Genomic DNA, 15,847 nt, shown 5'->3' on the forward strand with positions numbered 1-15,847 from the left:
AAACACACAGTTTAACTTGATGGAAGGCACTCTAAGAACACATCACTCTCTTACTGAGATAGTAATAGGAAAAGAAATTATGCGCAGCCATTATTGCGGCGAGTTAAATGCTTCTAACATTTCACAAGAAATAACCCTATGCGGTTGGGTTCATCGTCGCCGAGATCACGGCGGTGTTATTTTCCTAGACGTTCGTGACCGTGAAGGTATTACACAAGTTGTTTTTGACCCAGATCGCGCAGAAAGCTTTGCTTTGGCCGACAGTGTTCGCAACGAATTTGTTGTTAAACTTAAAGGTTTGGTACGTGCTCGCCCAGAAGGCACAGTGAATCCAAACATGAACACGGGTGAAATTGAAGTTCTTGGTACTGAATTAGAAATTCTAAATGCGGCTAAAACACCACCGTTCCAGCTTGACGAACATCAATCTGTTGGTGAAGACGTACGTTTGAAAAACCGTTTCATCGATTTACGTCGTCCTGAAATTCAGCAAAAAATGCGTTTCCGTTCAAAAGTAACGTCTGTATTGCGTCGTTATTTAGATGACAATGGTTTCCTAGATATCGAAACACCAATTTTGACACGTGCCACACCTGAAGGCGCACGTGATTATTTGGTTCCTAGCCGCACACAGCAAGGTAGCTTCTTTGCTCTTCCGCAGTCTCCTCAGCTATTCAAACAATTGTTGATGGTGTCTGGCTTTGACCGCTATTACCAAATCGCAAAATGTTTCCGCGATGAAGATTTACGTGCAGACCGTCAGCCTGAGTTTACTCAAGTAGATATCGAGACATCTTTCATGAGCGAACAAGAAATCATGGCGATGACGGAAGACATGATCGTTGGTTTGTTCAAAGAACTAATGAATGTCGACCTAGGTACTTTCCCTCGCATGCCTTATTCTGAAGCGATGGAAACCTATGGTAGCGACAAGCCAGACCTTCGTATTCCACTTACGATTGTAACGGTTTCTGATTTGATGGCGAATGTTGACTTTAAAGTTTTCTCTGGTCCAGCAACAGATCCAAAAGGTCGTGTGGCAGCACTTAAAGTACCTGGTGGTAACGCATTAACACGTAAACAGATCGATGATTACACTAAGTTTGTTAGCATCTACGGCGCTAAAGGCTTGGCTTACATCAAGGTTAATGATAAATCCAACCTTGAAGAGGGCTTGCAGTCTCCAATTGTTAAGTTCTTGCCTGTTGAAGTACGTGCTGCTTTGCTTGAACGTCTTGAAGCACAAGATGGCGACTTGATCTTCTTTGGCGCGGACTCTGAACGCGTTGTAAATGAAGCTCTTGGAGCACTTCGTTGCAAACTAGGTGAAGATTTAGACCTTTATACTTGCCAATGGGCACCATTATGGGTTGTTGACTTCCCTATGTTTGAAGAAACCAGTGATGGTGGAATCACTGCGATTCACCACCCATTCACTGCGCCTTCTTGCTCTCCTGAAGAGTTAAAAGCAAACCCATTAACGGCATTGTCACAAGCTTACGACATGGTTCTTAATGGTACTGAACTTGGTGGCGGTTCTATTCGTATTCACCAGTCTTCAATGCAAGAAACAGTTTTTGAATTGTTGAAAATCACTAAAGAAGAGCAAGAAGAGAAATTTGGTTTCTTGCTTGACGCATTGAAGTTCGGCGCGCCACCACATGGTGGTTTGGCATTTGGTCTTGATCGTCTTGTTATGCTTATGACTGGATCAAGCTCAATTCGTGACGTAATTGCTTTCCCTAAAACTCAAAGTGCAACTTGTTTGTTGACCCAGGCGCCTGGTGAAGTAAGTGAGAAGCAACTTAAAGAACTAAACATTCGAGTAAGAAAGCCTGTTGTTGAGTCTTAATTTTAACCTTAACTTATTGTAAAACAGTAAGTTATGTTAATTATCTGAAAGAAAAATGTAAAAGGTCGCTAATTAGCGACCTTTTTTATATTTTTACATTGCATACTTTGTAAAGGGCTGTTGAAATATACAGTAATTATAAAAGGCGCGAGAAGTATGTCGACAACCAGAATTTTAGCGATTGACCCAGGATCCAGAATAACCGGATTTGGTGTCGTCGATATCATAAATGGTAAAACAACTTATGTGACGAGTGGCTGCATTAAGCTACCGGATGAAGCGCTGTCAGTTAGGCTGAAATCTATCTACCAAGGCGTTTCTACATTGTTAAGCGAATATAAACCACACGAGTTTGCTATTGAAGAAGTGTTCTTAGCTAAGAACGCCAACTCAGCTCTAAAACTTGGGCAAGCTAGGGGAGCTGCGATCGTTGCGGCGTCTCTACAAGATTTGGTTGTTCATGAATACGCTGCGAGACGCGTTAAGCAATCTGTGGTTGGTAACGGCAATGCAGACAAAACACAAGTTCAAATGATGGTTCAGCTGTTGCTTAATTTAGAATCAAAACCTCAAGCAGATGCAGCCGATGCTTTAGCTATTGCTTTATGTCATGCAAATACCAGAACCTCTGGGGGGTTAGAGTATGGCGTTGGTAAGCGAGCAGGGCGTACGTCCAAGCGCTGGACAGAACAAGATGTAAGGAAAACATTGTGATCGGACGAATCGTCGGCACCTTGATTGAAAAAACCCCACCAGAATTATTAGTCGATGTGGCTGGAATTGGCTATGAAGTCAGTGCCTCCATGACGACCATTTATGACCTGCCTCAAGTTGGTGGTCAGGTCACGCTTTACACGCATTTATTAGTAAAAGAAGATTCCCATACCTTATATGGTTTTATTGATAAGAATGAGAGAGCTTTATTTCGCGTTCTTATCAAAGTAAACGGTATAGGACCAAAGATGGCATTGGCCATTTTATCAAGCATGTCAGCAGAAGAGTTGATTAATAACGTACAAGAGTCCGATGTTACCGCGCTTACTCGCATTCCTGGAGTAGGTAAAAAAACCGCAGAGCGCTTAATTATCGAACTGAGAGACAAGCTTGGGCAAGCCGCAAAAAGTGACCTCTTTTCAGCGCCGGCTGTTTTGCGCCAAGTTCAAGCAGATCCTAGGCAAGAAGCTGAAGCGGCGCTTATTTCGCTTGGTTACAAACCTCAAGAAGCAGCAAAAGCCATTGCTGGCGTTCCGATCGATTCAGCCAATAGCGAAGATGTCATCAAGGCCGCGCTAAAAAGCATGCTGAGGAAATAACAGATGATTGAACAAGATCGCATTATTTCAGCCGAACTAAAAGGCAATGATCGACAGATTGACAGGGCCATACGGCCTCAAAAGCTGGCAGACTACATAGGCCAGCCAGTGGTTAAAGAGCAAATGGAGATTTTCATTCAAGCCGCAAGGCAGCGTGAAGAGCCGCTTGACCACACACTGATATTTGGCCCGCCAGGCTTGGGTAAAACAACCCTGGCGAACATTATTGGTAATGAGATGGGCGCCGAAGTCAGAACCACTTCTGGACCTGTGCTTGAAAGGGCGGGGGATCTAGCCGCTCTGCTGACGAATTTAAACGAAGGAGACATTCTCTTCATCGATGAAATTCACAGGTTAAGCCCAGCGATAGAAGAAGTGCTTTATCCTGCCATGGAAGATTACCAATTGGACATTATGATTGGTGAAGGGCCAGCGGCTAGATCAATTAAAATTGAACTACCGCCGTTTACACTTGTCGGAGCAACTACGCGGGCAGGATTATTAACCTCACCCTTACGTGATCGATTTGGTATCGTTCAAAGACTTGAATTTTATAATGTAGAGTCCTTAACCACGATAGTCGCCAGATCCGCGGGTAAAATGGGTATGGATCTTGATCACTCAGGTTGCTTTGAAGTTGCCAGAAGATCAAGAGGAACGCCACGCATAGCAAACAGACTATTGCGACGCGTACGTGATGTAGCGCAAGTGAGTGGCGAAGCAATTGTTGGTCAAAAGGTTGCTCAAAGAGCGTTGGATATGTTAAGTGTAGACAGTCAGGGATTTGACCACTTAGATAGACGTATGTTGTTGACTATGATAGAAAAGTTTGACGGCAGACCTGTCGGACTAGATAGTGTATCCGCAGCTTTGGGTGAAGATAAAGATACTATTGAAGATGTGATAGAGCCTTTTTTAATACAACAAGGTTTTATTATAAGAACACCAAGAGGACGTCAGGTCACGAAACGTGCTTACGAACATTTTAATTACCAGCTACCTTCAGATTTAAAATAGAGGTTAATAATGTCAATTTGGGGACTTATCGCCAGCGCTAGCTTTGTGGTTCAACTTGTTATGTTGATTCTATTGGCCGCTTCCGTATTTTCATGGGTCGTAATATTTCAAAGAATTCGAGTATTAAAAGCGGCAAAGAAGACCCGTGCTGCGTTCGAAGAGAGCTTTTGGTCCGGCATTGATTTGAGCCAGCTTTATAGAAAGCTAACTCAAGAAGGGCGCAAAGTAGAAGGCATGGAAAACATTTTCACTTCTGGCATAAAAGAATTCACCAGACTGAGACAAAATCAAAATGTTGACCCTGAAGCAATTATGGATGGCGTTCAACGTACGATGAGAGTAGCGCTTTACCGTGAGGAAGAGAAGCTTGATCAGCATTTACCATTCCTTGCCACCGTTGGGTCTACAAGCCCATACATTGGTTTGTTTGGTACTGTTTGGGGGATTATGCATTCCTTCATAGGTCTTGCTGAAGTCCAGCAAGCGACACTTGCAACAGTGGCTCCAGGTATCGCCGAAGCGCTTATAGCAACTGCAATCGGTCTAGCGGCCGCTATCCCTGCCGTTATTGCTTATAACCGCTTTTCTTCTACGGCTGAATCACTAAGCTCTAGCTATGAGAACTTTGCCGATGAATTTACAAGTATTTTACATAGGAAGGTTCATGTCAGAGAGGGAGGCGCTGTATAGTGGCTCGTTCAAGAAGAAACAAACGTCGTCCAATGGCAGAAATCAATGTCGTTCCTTACATTGACGTTATGCTGGTTCTACTGGTCATTTTTATGATTACAGCTCCCATGCTTACACAAGGAGTTGACGTTGAACTGCCTAATGCCAATGCGTCGCCAATACAAAACGATGAAAGCGATGTGCTGATTGCCTCAATTGACTCAAAAGGAAATTACTACCTAGATGTTGGTGGTAAAGAGGAATCAATTGGTTTATCGCAACTGCAGGATCGCGTAAGAAAAATATTAAACCAGAACCCTAAAATATCTGTATTAGTGAGAGGCGATAAAAACGTTCCTTACGGTGATGTGGTTGGGTTAATGGTAACCTTGCAGGGAGCCGGCGCTCCAAATGTTGGTTTAGTAACAGAGCCGGATAGAAACTAATGAAATGGTTGCGCAAGGACAGTTATGGTATTCCAATCATATTGGCTGTAGGTTTACACCTTAGCATTGTGGTTGCCGGTCTATTGGTGATTGATTTTGGTGATGAAGAACAAAAGAAACCCAAAAGACCGCCGATAGTGAATGCCACTGTTATTGATATTTCCCAAACGATTATTGGAAAACGTGAAGCGGAAGAAAAAGCGGCAAAACAGCGAGCTGCCGCTTTGGCTGAACAAAAGAAAAAAGAAGCTGAGCAGCAAAAAAGAAAAGAAGCGCAGCGCAAAGCTCTTGAGGAAAAAGAGAAACAGCTAGCGAGAGCCAAACAACAGGCTCAAGAAAAAGCAGAAGCCGAAAAGAAAGCGGCGGAGCAGAAACGAGAAGCAGAACGCCAACGTCTTGCAAAAGAAGCTGAGCGTAAACGCGCGGCAGAAGAAGCAGAGAAGAAACGTTTAGCCGAACAGCAAGCAAAAGAGAAACAACGCAAGGAAGAACTTGCCAGGAAAGTAGAGGCAGAAAGACAGGCCGAAGAAGAGAGAAAACGCCAAGAAGAGGCGGCTAGAATGGCTGAAGAACGGAAAAAGGCAGAAGAAGCGGCAGCTTTAGCTGCTGCTGAAGAGGCTAAAAGGCAAGCTGCTGAAGCTCAGATGGTGCAATCTATTAGCGGATTAATTAATGATAGACTGTCAAAAGCATGGAATAGACCGCCTAGTGCTAGAAATGGTATGAAGACTACCTTAAAAATGTCGTTTTTACCTACGGGTGAAGTATTGGATGTGTCGATAATCAGTAGTAGTGGTGATGCATTGTTTGATCGTAATACAGTTAATGCTGCAAGAAAAATTAAAGTGGAAGAGTTATCCGAAATAGATCCATATTTATTTAATAAAAACTTTCGCAATATAACTGTAATTTTCAACCCACAGGATTTGAGAAATTGATGATTTTACGCAGATTTTTTATATACTTTGTTATATGTCTATTTTTTAGCCAAACAGCAAGAGCTCAATTGGTTATTGAAGTAACGAGCGGTGCAGATCAATTATTACCTATCGCAGTCGTGCCTTTTGGCTATACTGGTGTAAACCGTTTGCCTGAGGATATTGCGCAAATTGTAGAAGATGACTTGAGTCGTAGTGGTTTATTCAAAGCAATACCAAGATCAAATATGCTTAGCATGCCTTCAAAAGAAGCGGATGTATTTTATCGAGACTGGCGATTGCTAAAAAGCGACTATGTTGTTATTGGTAATATTCAGAAGTTGCAAAATAACCAATATAGAATAGGCTTTGAATTATTAAATGTTTTAACTCAAAAGCCTGTTCAGAAACACAGCTCAATAGATGTTAGTGCTGCGAACTTTCGCGATGCGGCTCATTATATAAGTGACAAAGTTTACGAATTATTGACGGGCACAAGGGGAGCATTTAGTACTAGAATATTATATGTTACTGCAGAGGGTGATAAAAAAGCGCCTTTATTCAAATTGCAGGTTGCTGATGCCGATGGCCATCGCCCACGTGTAGTTGTTGAATCAAAAGAGCCTATTCTTTCCCCTTCTTGGAGTATGGATGGTCGTAATATTGCTTATGTAATGTTTAGAAATCGTCGACCTAATATTTTTATTCAGGAATTAGCTACTGGTAAACGCCAACAAATAGCTCAATTTAGAGGATTAAACGGCGCTCCATCATGGTCACCAGATGGAAAGAAATTAGCCCTAGTATTATCGAAGGACAATAATCCAGAAATATATACACTGGATATTGCAACCCAGAAATTGGAGCGTATGACAAATCATTACGCTATCGACACCGAACCAAGCTGGGAACCGGATGGAAAAGGAATAGTATTCACATCTGATCGTGGTGGTAACCCACAGATCTATCGATTAGATGTAAATAGTAAGCGTGTAGAACGAGTAACTTTTGAAGGTGAATTAAACACCAGAGCGAGAATGACGCCAGATGGCAGATATCTTGTGACAGTTCAAAAGGACGACGGCAATTATCATATAGCGTTACAGGATATGAAAACGGGTCGCGTACAGATTCTAACAGAGACTTACTTAGATGAATCGCCAAGCATTGCGCCAAATGGTAGCATGGTGATGTATGCCACAACCTATCAAGGAAAGGGTATCTTAGCCGTAGTATCCGTTGATGGACTTGTAAAATATAAGTTACCATCAGCTGATGGAGATGTACGTGAGCCATCTTGGTCCCCGTATTTCAAATAAAGACATTGAGGAGTGAATAATGAGTGTAAACAAACTAGGTAAGTTTGCTGTAATTGGATTGTCTGCCGCTTGGATTGCGGGTTGTAGTACAACAGCGACAGATACTGATTCTTCAACTGTTGCTGAAGATGCCAATTCAACAGAACAAGCAGCTGACACTGGAAGTTCTGACCAAGCATACGGTGCTGGTGAAGACGGCGCATTAACAAGTGTTATCGTTGATGATACAGAAGCAGCACAAGAATCTAGCATGGATTCTCTAGCTGGCGTTGAAACTGTATTCTACTTTGACTTTGATAAATCAATTGTTCGCCCAGAATCTCGTGAAGCGTTGGCAAAACACGCTGAATACTTGGTTGCAAACCCAGATGCGCGCGTTGTTTTGGAAGGTCACGCTGATGAGCGCGGTACTCGTGAATACAACATGGCTCTAGGTGAGCGTCGTGCTAAAGCAATCAGCCGTTATTTGACTATCCAAGGCGTAGCTGCTTCTCAAATCGAAACCGTAAGCTTCGGTGAAGAAGTTCCTGTTGCTTTTGGTCATGATAGCAACGCTTGGCAGCTAAACCGTCGAGTTGAAGTGCGTTACGAATAATGATCTATAAAAATATCAGAATTCGCTCTTTTGCAATGGTGCTGTGTTTCACAGCACCATTCGCATCAGCTGAAATGCAGCAGGCAGGTGGAGGGCTTTCAGCAGGAGCCGCCGCCGACCTACTGTTCCAGTTAGAAACGCTGCAGCAAGAAGTTCAAAGTCTTCGTGGCCAACTAGAAGAGCAGGGGCATGAATTAAAGTTGATGAAGCAAAGCCAGAGAGATCGCTATATTGATCTGGACAAACGTATATCTTTATTGATGTCGGCTTCAGCTAATGAAACGAAAAGAAATATCCCTCCAGCACAAAATCAAGAGCCGCTACCTACAGCGACTCAAAGTACGACGACAAACCGAACCTCTAGTAATAATTTAATCACCTCACCTTTAGCCCCTGTTGCACTACAACCGCCAACACAGGCCGCTCAACAAGCTTACGATGACGCATACAACCTAATTCGTGAGAGAAAGTTTGATGAAGCGGAAGCTGCGTTTACGCAGTTTGTGAAGCAATTTCCAAATAATACGCTTACTGGAAATGGCTACTACTGGTTAGGCGAAGTTAAACTAGTGCAAGGTCGCTCTAATGAAGCACTTGATGCATTCACGACTGTTATCCAGAAATTCCCTGGCCACAGTAAAGAGCAAGATTCCTTGTACAAGTTAGGGACGGTGAGTGATCAAATGGGCGATAGCGCAAAAGCTAAATCCTACTTGCAAGATGTAATTCGGCGTTTTCCTGACAGTAAAGCAGCTAAGTTAGCATCAGGTTATCTAAGTAAAATTAAATAACTTGCATTCCTCAGCGGGCTCTGTATTATACGCAACCCGTTGGGTCGTTAGCTCAGTTGGTAGAGCAGTTGACTTTTAATCAATTGGTCACTGGTTCGAATCCAGTACGACCCACCAACTTTTTTATTCCTTTTGTGATTTTTGGGTCGTTAGCTCAGTTGGTAGAGCAGTTGACTTTTAATCAATTGGTCACTGGTTCGAATCCAGTACGACCCACCAAAAAACACTCATTCCGCTCCCAGTTTCTTAAGGGGTAATGATATGTCCGAGCTTTTTAATAAGTCAGCACTTCGTGATACCGTCCAAAAATATTTATCTGAAGCCGAAGAGAACCTTAAAATCAAGTCAGTTGATGACGAACAGATTCGTGCTGAAATAAAGTCATTACTAAAAGAAAAGAATGCTGTTCTAGTTGCTCATTATTATACTGAAGATGCCATTCAAGAACTTGCTGAAGAAACGGGCGGGATTATTGCCGATTCCTTGGAAATGGCGCGCTTTGGGGCAAACCACCCTGCAGAGACATTAGTTGTTGCTGGCGTTAAGTTCATGGGCGAAACAGCTAAGATACTAAGCCCTGAAAAAACGATTTTAATGCCAACACTAGAAGCAACATGCTCTCTTGATATTGGCTGCCCTATAGATGAATTTTCTGCTTTTTGTGATCAATATCCTGACCGCAAAGTCGTTGTTTATGCCAATACCTCCGCTGCGGTTAAAGCTCGTGCAGACTGGGTCGTAACGTCCAGTATCGCATTAGATGTTGTTGAGCACCTTGTTGAACAAGGCGAAAAAATCATTTGGGCTCCGGATCAGCATTTGGGTGGTTATATCCAAAGAGAAACCGGTGCTGATATGATTCTGTGGGATGGAGCCTGCATCGTCCATGAAGAGTTTAAAGCGAAAGGCATTACCGACCTAAAAGCAGTGTACCCAGATGCAGCGGTACTTGTTCACCCAGAATCTCCAGAAGCGGTAGTAGAAGTCGCCGATGTTGTCGGTTCAACGTCGCAACTATTAAATGCTTCTAAGACCATGACGAATGACACTTTTATAGTGGCAACGGACAGAGGCATTTTCTATAAAATGAAACAAGCCTCTCCCGACAAGCGTTTTATTGAGGCCCCAACAGCCGGTTCAGGCGCATCTTGTAGAAGTTGTGCTCACTGTCCTTGGATGGCATTAAACAGCCTAGAAATGCTCAGAGACGCTCTGAAAAACAACTCTGGAGAAATCCATATCCAAGAAGAAACCAGGGTAAAAGCACTTCTTCCATTGCAAAAAATGCTGAATTTTCAAGCTAAATAGATTATTCGATGCGCTTGGGGCTCTAATGCTTTAGAGTCCCTAAATATTTTTTTTCTAGGTCAGAAAACGCCAACTGAAGCCTGTCACTTTCAAGGCTTTTTTTGTTGAATATCCCTCTTAATTCTTGATGGCTTTTTCCTAATCTCATCCCTAAGACTTTTTCTTTTAGCTCTGTGGTTATGCTAACCAGCTTTCTATTCCTTTCTCTTTGCAAGACAAGTTCTGACGCTAAATTTCCTGTGGATTTTTTACTTGGAACAATGGAATTCAGCTCATCTTTTAATTTTTTATTTTCACTTTCTATCGTTTCCAGTTCTTGTGCAAGTAAGGTTACGCAGGTTTCAGATTCATGCAAAAGGCGTTCTAACTCATGAGTATCTTTATCTTGTTCTGCAAGACTTCTTATTGGAAGGGTTTCCTTGGCCGAAGTGACTCCATCGCGTAATGAAATGATCGTTTCTTTCTTATTACTATGCAGAGCTTGAAGGCTACCAATAGCAGTGGTGTTCTTTTCGTTTAATTGTTTTTCTAGCTCAGCAAGCTTGGCATCTCTATCACTAATGTATTCTTTCAAAGAAGCAATGGATAAATTGGACGTTTCCAGTTCGGCCTCTAATTGCAAAACCAATGACTCTGATTCTTTAGCAATACGTTCAAGTTTAGCCACAGCGGTTTGTTGGGCTTCAAAAGTAGTATGAGAAGTATGATGCTCCTGCGCTCTAGCCATTTCGTTTTTAAGCTGATCAATCACGGTTTCTTGCCTTTGCGAAAGATGACTTAAACTCGCTATCTGCTTCATAAGCTTAGAGCGTCGCTCACGCTCGAGATTCCTAGCTGCAGGGGCTTGCCTATGTAACACAGAATCTGAATCTTTATTTTTATCATCACCGTGCACTTTTTTTAATCGCTCAATGCTCAAATTAAGGTCTTTGACTTTGGACTCTAAACGAGCTTTCTCAATTTTTTTAACGGTTAAACGCTTAAGCGCCTGCTTTGATCGATCGATACTGTCGCGCAAGTCTTCGTTTAGTTGGTATTGGTTTTCAGTCAATAGCTCTTTAGACATTAAAAGCTCGGCAATCTGTGTAAATTCTCCCTCCATTTCCTTTAAACTATTTTTTAGTTCATCAATATTGTGCTGTTTCAATTTAGGGCTAAATAATGCGGAGAATAAACTGGATAAAAAGCGCTGTAATATTGGCGTTGGCTGCTCGCTCACTTGATTTAGTAAGATGGCTCGCTCAGCCTTTAAAATAGTACCCCAAATTTTTAAGCGGTTCGTTTCATGTTCGCTCATGCTCTCCATGTCTATAGCATTAGCCGCAAAGCTGATTTGCTTATCTAAATATCGCGCTAACGACTTGTATACATCTGGGTTTTCAGCACCACCCAATAGACTAGGCATTTCAACCTGACTGCTTTCAATGGGCCTCGGCTCTACGGCTTCGGCTTTTTTTGATAGTCTGTGTGTCAGCCATAGCAAGAAAATACTGCCTAACAAGAGCAGGGTGCTGATCTCCAGTAGTGTCCAAATCAACCACTTAGCCATAAAAAGCCTCGACCTTTCGGTAATAGATGTGATATTCATTATCATTAATTAATAGCAGATAACGAGTTTGCTTTCACCATTCTTTATGTATATGGAATACAAAATTTTATGAGTAAAGAGTTTATAACATTCATGCGCAACCGCGTGTCACAACCAAAACTTGATTCACCTGCGCCCAGTGAAAATGAATGGGTTACAATCTTAAGTGCAGCAAGTCGTGCCGCAGACCATGGTAACTTAACACCATGGCGCTTCAGAATATACGAAGGAGAAGGGCGGGAAAAACTAGGGCAAATTTATTGGCACCACGCGCTTTCAGAAGTGGAGTCCATGCCTTTGAATAAAGAAGAGTCATTCATTAAAAAAGCGTATCGAGCGCCAGCAGTATTGCTTATTTATGCACACATCCAAGACCACCCCAAAGTACCAGCGGTAGAACAGATTATGGCTGCCTCAGCGGCCGCACAACAAGTTTTACTGGGCCTTAATGCTCTGGGTTATGGCGCAATGTGGCGAAGCGGTCCTGCTTGCTTTACACAGAAAACCAAAGATCTATTATCGCTTGAATCCAACGAACAAATTATTGGCCTCATCTATGCGGGAACACCTGCTAAAGAACAAACCACAATTAGAGACGTTGAGCTTGAATCACATTTAACATGGGTAAGAGATTAATTTCTAAGGTTTAATTGCAAAAAACTGTTGCAATTAAACCTCTCCATCACTAATATACGCGCACAAATTACGCAGCGCGTAAAAAAGTTTTGGTGAGCTGTCCGAGTGGCCGAAGGAGCACGCCTGGAAAGCGTGTATGTCGAAAGGCATCAAGAGTTCGAATCTCTTGCTCACCGCCATTATTCCCAAGTCATTGATTAGTAAAAACTTTAAGTTTAACAGTGACTTGTTGCAAAATGTCCTCAACCGTGCTGGTACGAAAGGCTGGCACGGTTGACAAGCTGACTACTGCGAGCCAACCAAATATTTCAACTATGCCTAAACCTTAGAAACATCCTAAAAGCGGTATTTATTACCATCGCATTGACGTGCCAAATGACATTCGTCATATCATCGGCAAAACCAGCATCAAGAAATCATTAAACACCAATAGCTTCTCAGAGGCCAAGCGCCTTTTTGCGCCTCTGTATGCCGAGACCCAAGCTTTATTCGCTCAAGCTAGAAATCGCGTAAGTCTAACTCCCAAAGACATCGAAATCCTTTCTCAGCGTTGGCTCAAGTACCAAATTGCAGAGATTGAAAATGGTAAAGCATTCGGCTCTTTTATTGTTTATGAAAAGTATGATGTGAGAGCCGAGGCTGATGCATCGGAGGAAGTTGAAGAGATACACTCCATAGGTGAATTTCTAAGTCGTGCGCTTGAGTCTGGTTACCTCGCTCAATTGAACTGGGTAGGGCGTCACGTCGATGACTTACAGTCTAGTAATAACTTACTCATAGAAAAAGGTGGTGAATGCTACCGTGCTCTGACTGAGAAGATGTGTTGGCGCTTATTGGAACTTAGCCGCTTGTCTCTTAACAGGTACAATGGTGATTGGTCTACTACTCCTTCAGCCCTTGTCAGTCGGTCTGATGAGCTATTAAGCATTGAGTCTGCTAACAAACCCGCTATGTGCAGCCCTATGTCCCAATCAACGTACAAGCCACTGAGCGAAGTCATTAAGTCATTTATAGCTTACAAAACGCAAAGAGGTGACTGGGACGCTAAGACGCTCTCAGACGTTGAAGGTATGTGTGGTCAGCTTATGGAATATGTAGGGGCAAACACTAACCCTTCCACGATTACCCGTGAGCAACTTAGGGAATTTAGCGTTCTCTTGTCTAAGCTACCCAATAACTATGCACGCACAGCGCGCTTCAAAGGCATGACGCTCTTGCAGCTGGCCGAATTAAGCGACTCCGAAGACATAAAGAGGGAGCATAGTAGGTCTATTTAAAAAATCCATTGGTTAATGAGAGCTTGATCATACCTTATAGTCTTCACTAGGTGCATCATTGTGTCTACGATTGGTATATACAGTGTACAGGCTCTAAGATATTGATTAACAATGATAATAAAAGATTAAGGTCTAAGCTATAGGTCAATCGTTGAGTAAGACGTTAGCTAACGATTAAGTAAACATCAGGTATTGCGAATAGAGGCAAAGGTCTGATTACTTCTCCTAGGGTGTGGGTTATCAAATAACCAGTTGTATACACTTACAAATCTCAGTAAAATTTACATTTGGACATATTAAGAGGTAATGGATGCGTCTTTTCTTTATAGTCTTTTGGATTTTAGTGTCTCAAGTTACATGGGCATCGGATACAGAAAACAATGAGGCTATTAGGCTTGATGGGGACTTAGCAATAGCACCTGATTTTGTGGAAGAGCATAACGGGATTAAAGCAGAACTAGGAAGTGGGCCTGTTGCTTGTATATTGCGCTTTAAAGGAGGTGCTGTACCCTTCTTACTTTCTGGCAATCCATCAATAAGTATTATCTCGGTACAAGCTGTCTACGATGGGAAAATACATAAAAATGCTAAATTGCTTGTTAGCAGTGGGCCTTACAAAGGTCAGTATGTTCCTTTGAAATCGATGAGTGGTTTATACACAAGCCCTTTTGATTTTGATTATTTTTGGGGTGCTAAGCTGCTTCTTGTCGAAGACGGGCATTATGCTGAACTCCCTGTTATATCTCCAAAGACTTTTGAGACAACAATTAGTGCTTACAAAGACTGCGTCGGCTCCCTTGTTAAATAAGAGTGCTATGCTGTAAACCACTTTATTAAAGGAATAATGTAAATGGACATTTGGGAAGGAGACAAGTTAATCCTGTTTTTGGCTTTTGTAATTCCTGGTTTTATAAGTCTAAAAGCTTATCAGCTTGTGTTTCCTGCAACGGAGCGCTCGTCCCAAGATCAACTCATAGATGCAATAGCATACAGTTCAATAAATTATTCGATATTATTACTCCCTATTCTTTCAGTTGAAGCTAGCGGTATTAAAGAAAACCATCCAGCTCTCTATTGTTTTTTCTATATTTTTGTTTTTTTCTTAGCTCCCATAATTTGGGTGCTTATATGGAGAAGGTTGAGGATAAGTGATTTCTTTCAAAAAGCGGCTATTCATCCTGTTCAGAAACCATGGGATTATGTCTTTGCTCAAAGAAAGTGCTATTGGGTACGCGTGACGCTAAAAAATGGCAAAGTTCTTGGCGGTGAGTTTGCTGAGGCTTCTTTTGCATCTAGTTCGCCAGCCCCTGAACAGCTTTATTTAGAGAAAACATGGTTTTTGAACGAGGATGGTAGTTTTGAAAGGCAGAAGAATAGCAGTGCTGGGATTTTGATTTTATCTAGTGAAATATCGCATGTGGAGCTTACAGAATATGACACAAGAGAAGAAACAGATTCATAAAGGGTATCAGCCAAATGAAAGTGCTGAAGATGTTACCACTCTCGGTGGATTTGCATTAAATGGGTATCAACCAAGAACGTCTAATTCTGAAAATAGTAGCCCTAAAGAAATAGAAAAAAAAAGTAGTTCTCAGGCTTCTAATATAGCGCCTAAGCCTCCTAAAAAGGATTAATCACTCCGTTGAGTTATAGGGCGTACTGGACAGCTACGGTAAATGGATATAACTTATAATTAACAACAAAGAGGTGCTTATGTCCCAAGATAGAAAATCTACTCATACTTTAGAAGAAATGGAGTCTGCTAGAGACTCTTATGGTTATCAACCAACACGTACCGTAGATGTCGAAAAGGGTTATTCCCCTAAGAATGTTGCAAAACCTTCTTCTGACAAACCTAGTCCACCAAAAAAAGACTAATTATGCTATTTTAAGGGCTTATTAGCTAAAGAGGGTTTATGTCTAGAGATAAACGAATTGATGAGCTTGTGGATATGATACGCCGTGAGCAAGGTGTGGATGATGAGCGTAGACATGTAACTGGTGGCTACCAACCCATTCGCTCGGAAGATAGAGGGTATGTCCCTAAGAAAACTCCAAGACCGCCAGCCGAGAAACCTTCTCCTCCAAAAAAAGATTAGTACCTATAATTTATGGATAG

General features: G+C 42.1%; 20 protein-coding genes and 3 tRNA genes. 22 read left to right on the forward strand and 1 reads right to left on the reverse strand.

Going from position 1 to position 15,847, the window contains the following annotated elements; translation table 11 throughout:
* Positions 1 to 79: 79 nt before the first annotated feature.
* The 13 genes from aspS (at position 80) to nadA (ending at position 10,227) form a co-directional block, all read left to right on the forward strand.
* On the forward strand, positions 80 to 1,852 hold the full coding sequence (gene aspS, locus C1X04_RS09305; protein WP_137169750.1) for an aspartate--tRNA ligase: 1,773 nt from the start codon (positions 80 to 82) through the stop codon (positions 1,850 to 1,852).
* Between the two features lie 156 nt (positions 1,853 to 2,008).
* Positions 2,009 to 2,566 (forward strand): crossover junction endodeoxyribonuclease RuvC, encoded by a 558-nt coding sequence (ruvC, locus tag C1X04_RS09310; protein ID WP_110572522.1) that lies wholly within the window; start codon positions 2,009 to 2,011, stop codon positions 2,564 to 2,566.
* Positions 2,563 to 3,165 carry a Holliday junction branch migration protein RuvA gene (gene ruvA / locus C1X04_RS09315; protein ID WP_110572524.1) on the forward strand — a complete coding sequence of 201 codons (603 nt, stop codon included), beginning with the start codon at positions 2,563 to 2,565 and terminating at the stop codon, positions 3,163 to 3,165. Before ruvC ends, ruvA begins: the two co-directional genes overlap by 4 nt.
* Before the next feature lie 3 nt (positions 3,166 to 3,168).
* Positions 3,169 to 4,182, forward strand: coding sequence for a Holliday junction branch migration DNA helicase RuvB (ruvB, locus tag C1X04_RS09320; RefSeq protein ID WP_110572526.1), 1,014 nt, complete (start codon positions 3,169 to 3,171; stop codon positions 4,180 to 4,182).
* A gap of 9 nt (positions 4,183 to 4,191) precedes the next feature.
* Positions 4,192 to 4,872: a protein TolQ gene (gene tolQ, locus C1X04_RS09325; RefSeq protein ID WP_110572528.1), complete on the forward strand. Its 681-nt coding sequence runs from the start codon at positions 4,192 to 4,194 to the stop codon at positions 4,870 to 4,872.
* Entirely contained in the window at positions 4,872 to 5,297 is a 426-nt protein-coding gene (gene tolR, locus C1X04_RS09330; RefSeq protein ID WP_137169751.1) for a protein TolR, read from the forward strand. The genes tolQ and tolR overlap by 1 nt, the downstream gene beginning before the upstream one ends.
* Positions 5,297 to 6,235 carry a cell envelope integrity protein TolA gene (gene tolA / locus C1X04_RS09335; protein WP_137169752.1) on the forward strand — a complete coding sequence of 313 codons (939 nt, stop codon included), beginning with the start codon at positions 5,297 to 5,299 and terminating at the stop codon, positions 6,233 to 6,235. Before tolR ends, tolA begins: the two co-directional genes overlap by 1 nt.
* Positions 6,235 to 7,533 (forward strand): Tol-Pal system beta propeller repeat protein TolB, encoded by a 1,299-nt coding sequence (gene tolB, locus C1X04_RS09340; RefSeq protein ID WP_137170754.1) that lies wholly within the window; start codon positions 6,235 to 6,237, stop codon positions 7,531 to 7,533. The genes tolA and tolB overlap by 1 nt, the downstream gene beginning before the upstream one ends.
* A 19-nt stretch (positions 7,534 to 7,552) precedes the next feature.
* Complete coding sequence (gene pal, locus C1X04_RS09345; protein ID WP_110572536.1) at positions 7,553 to 8,128, forward strand: peptidoglycan-associated lipoprotein Pal; 576 nt, start codon at positions 7,553 to 7,555, stop codon at positions 8,126 to 8,128.
* Complete coding sequence (gene ybgF / locus C1X04_RS09350; RefSeq protein ID WP_110572538.1) at positions 8,128 to 8,919, forward strand: tol-pal system protein YbgF; 792 nt, start codon at positions 8,128 to 8,130, stop codon at positions 8,917 to 8,919. The genes pal and ybgF overlap by 1 nt, the downstream gene beginning before the upstream one ends.
* A gap of 41 nt (positions 8,920 to 8,960) precedes the next feature.
* A tRNA-Lys gene (locus tag C1X04_RS09355) sits at positions 8,961 to 9,036 on the forward strand.
* Positions 9,037 to 9,062: 26 nt separating this feature from the next.
* Positions 9,063 to 9,138: transfer RNA gene (locus C1X04_RS09360), tRNA-Lys, on the forward strand.
* Positions 9,139 to 9,180: 42 nt separating this feature from the next.
* A complete protein-coding gene (gene nadA / locus C1X04_RS09365) occupies positions 9,181 to 10,227 on the forward strand; it encodes a quinolinate synthase NadA (protein ID WP_110572540.1) in 1,047 nt (348 codons plus the stop codon).
* A gap of 22 nt (positions 10,228 to 10,249) precedes the next feature.
* On the opposite strand, the gene C1X04_RS09370 is transcribed toward nadA, so the two are convergent.
* Positions 10,250 to 11,815 carry a hypothetical protein gene (locus C1X04_RS09370; RefSeq protein ID WP_254682241.1) on the reverse strand — a complete coding sequence of 522 codons (1,566 nt, stop codon included), beginning with the start codon at positions 11,813 to 11,815 and terminating at the stop codon, positions 10,250 to 10,252.
* Positions 11,816 to 11,884: 69 nt separating this feature from the next.
* On the opposite strand from C1X04_RS09370, the gene C1X04_RS09375 reads away from it, so the two are divergent.
* The 9 genes from C1X04_RS09375 to C1X04_RS09405 all read left to right on the forward strand — a co-directional run bounded on the left by C1X04_RS09375 (position 11,885) and on the right by C1X04_RS09405 (position 15,827).
* Positions 11,885 to 12,451, forward strand: a complete 567-nt coding sequence (locus tag C1X04_RS09375) for a nitroreductase (RefSeq protein ID WP_137169753.1) — start codon at positions 11,885 to 11,887, stop codon at positions 12,449 to 12,451.
* A gap of 91 nt (positions 12,452 to 12,542) precedes the next feature.
* Positions 12,543 to 12,630 (forward strand) — tRNA-Ser (locus C1X04_RS09380).
* Positions 12,588 to 12,728, forward strand: coding sequence for a hypothetical protein (locus C1X04_RS18445; RefSeq protein ID WP_175404918.1), 141 nt, complete (start codon positions 12,588 to 12,590; stop codon positions 12,726 to 12,728). The genes C1X04_RS09380 and C1X04_RS18445 overlap by 43 nt, the downstream gene beginning before the upstream one ends.
* A gap of 70 nt (positions 12,729 to 12,798) precedes the next feature.
* Positions 12,799 to 13,728, forward strand: a complete 930-nt coding sequence (locus C1X04_RS09385) for a DUF6538 domain-containing protein (protein WP_368073957.1) — start codon at positions 12,799 to 12,801, stop codon at positions 13,726 to 13,728.
* 310 nt (positions 13,729 to 14,038) lie between these two features.
* Entirely contained in the window at positions 14,039 to 14,536 is a 498-nt protein-coding gene (locus C1X04_RS09390) for a hypothetical protein (RefSeq protein ID WP_137169755.1), read from the forward strand.
* Positions 14,537 to 14,578: 42 nt separating this feature from the next.
* Positions 14,579 to 15,190 (forward strand): DUF6338 family protein, encoded by a 612-nt coding sequence (locus C1X04_RS09395; RefSeq protein ID WP_137169756.1) that lies wholly within the window; start codon positions 14,579 to 14,581, stop codon positions 15,188 to 15,190.
* On the forward strand, positions 15,162 to 15,362 hold the full coding sequence (locus tag C1X04_RS09400; RefSeq protein ID WP_137169757.1) for a hypothetical protein: 201 nt from the start codon (positions 15,162 to 15,164) through the stop codon (positions 15,360 to 15,362). The genes C1X04_RS09395 and C1X04_RS09400 overlap by 29 nt, the downstream gene beginning before the upstream one ends.
* A gap of 79 nt (positions 15,363 to 15,441) precedes the next feature.
* Positions 15,442 to 15,606, forward strand: a complete 165-nt coding sequence (locus C1X04_RS18450) for a hypothetical protein (protein WP_175404919.1) — start codon at positions 15,442 to 15,444, stop codon at positions 15,604 to 15,606.
* A gap of 38 nt (positions 15,607 to 15,644) precedes the next feature.
* Entirely contained in the window at positions 15,645 to 15,827 is a 183-nt protein-coding gene (locus tag C1X04_RS09405; RefSeq protein ID WP_137169758.1) for a hypothetical protein, read from the forward strand.
* Positions 15,828 to 15,847: the final 20 nt, after the last annotated feature.

This window comes from Marinomonas sp. FW-1 (assembly GCF_005222245.1).
GTDB lineage: Bacteria > Pseudomonadota > Gammaproteobacteria > Pseudomonadales > Marinomonadaceae > Marinomonas > Marinomonas alcarazii.

Bases quoted from the DNA above. Each gene is read 5' to 3' on its own strand.
- aspS (WP_137169750.1), top strand. From the start codon at position 80: ATGCGCAGCCATTATTGCGGCGAGTTAAATGCTTCTAACATTTCACAA.
- ruvC (WP_110572522.1), top strand. From the start codon at position 2,009: ATGTCGACAACCAGAATTTTAGCGATTGACCCAGGATCCAGAATAACC.
- ruvB (WP_110572526.1), top strand. From the start codon at position 3,169: ATGATTGAACAAGATCGCATTATTTCAGCCGAACTAAAAGGCAATGAT.
- tolQ (WP_110572528.1), top strand. From the start codon at position 4,192: ATGTCAATTTGGGGACTTATCGCCAGCGCTAGCTTTGTGGTTCAACTT.
- tolA (WP_137169752.1), top strand. From the start codon at position 5,297: ATGAAATGGTTGCGCAAGGACAGTTATGGTATTCCAATCATATTGGCT.
- tolB (WP_137170754.1), top strand. From the start codon at position 6,235: ATGATTTTACGCAGATTTTTTATATACTTTGTTATATGTCTATTTTTT.
- pal (WP_110572536.1), top strand. From the start codon at position 7,553: ATGAGTGTAAACAAACTAGGTAAGTTTGCTGTAATTGGATTGTCTGCC.
- ybgF (WP_110572538.1), top strand. From the start codon at position 8,128: ATGATCTATAAAAATATCAGAATTCGCTCTTTTGCAATGGTGCTGTGT.
- nadA (WP_110572540.1), top strand. From the start codon at position 9,181: ATGTCCGAGCTTTTTAATAAGTCAGCACTTCGTGATACCGTCCAAAAA.
- C1X04_RS09370 (WP_254682241.1), bottom strand. From the start codon at position 11,815: ATGAATATCACATCTATTACCGAAAGGTCGAGGCTTTTTATGGCTAAG.
- C1X04_RS09375 (WP_137169753.1), top strand. From the start codon at position 11,885: ATGAGTAAAGAGTTTATAACATTCATGCGCAACCGCGTGTCACAACCA.
- C1X04_RS18445 (WP_175404918.1), top strand. From the start codon at position 12,588: ATGTCGAAAGGCATCAAGAGTTCGAATCTCTTGCTCACCGCCATTATT.
- C1X04_RS09390 (WP_137169755.1), top strand. From the start codon at position 14,039: ATGCGTCTTTTCTTTATAGTCTTTTGGATTTTAGTGTCTCAAGTTACA.
- C1X04_RS09395 (WP_137169756.1), top strand. From the start codon at position 14,579: ATGGACATTTGGGAAGGAGACAAGTTAATCCTGTTTTTGGCTTTTGTA.
- C1X04_RS09400 (WP_137169757.1), top strand. From the start codon at position 15,162: ATGACACAAGAGAAGAAACAGATTCATAAAGGGTATCAGCCAAATGAA.
- C1X04_RS18450 (WP_175404919.1), top strand. From the start codon at position 15,442: ATGTCCCAAGATAGAAAATCTACTCATACTTTAGAAGAAATGGAGTCT.
- C1X04_RS09405 (WP_137169758.1), top strand. From the start codon at position 15,645: ATGTCTAGAGATAAACGAATTGATGAGCTTGTGGATATGATACGCCGT.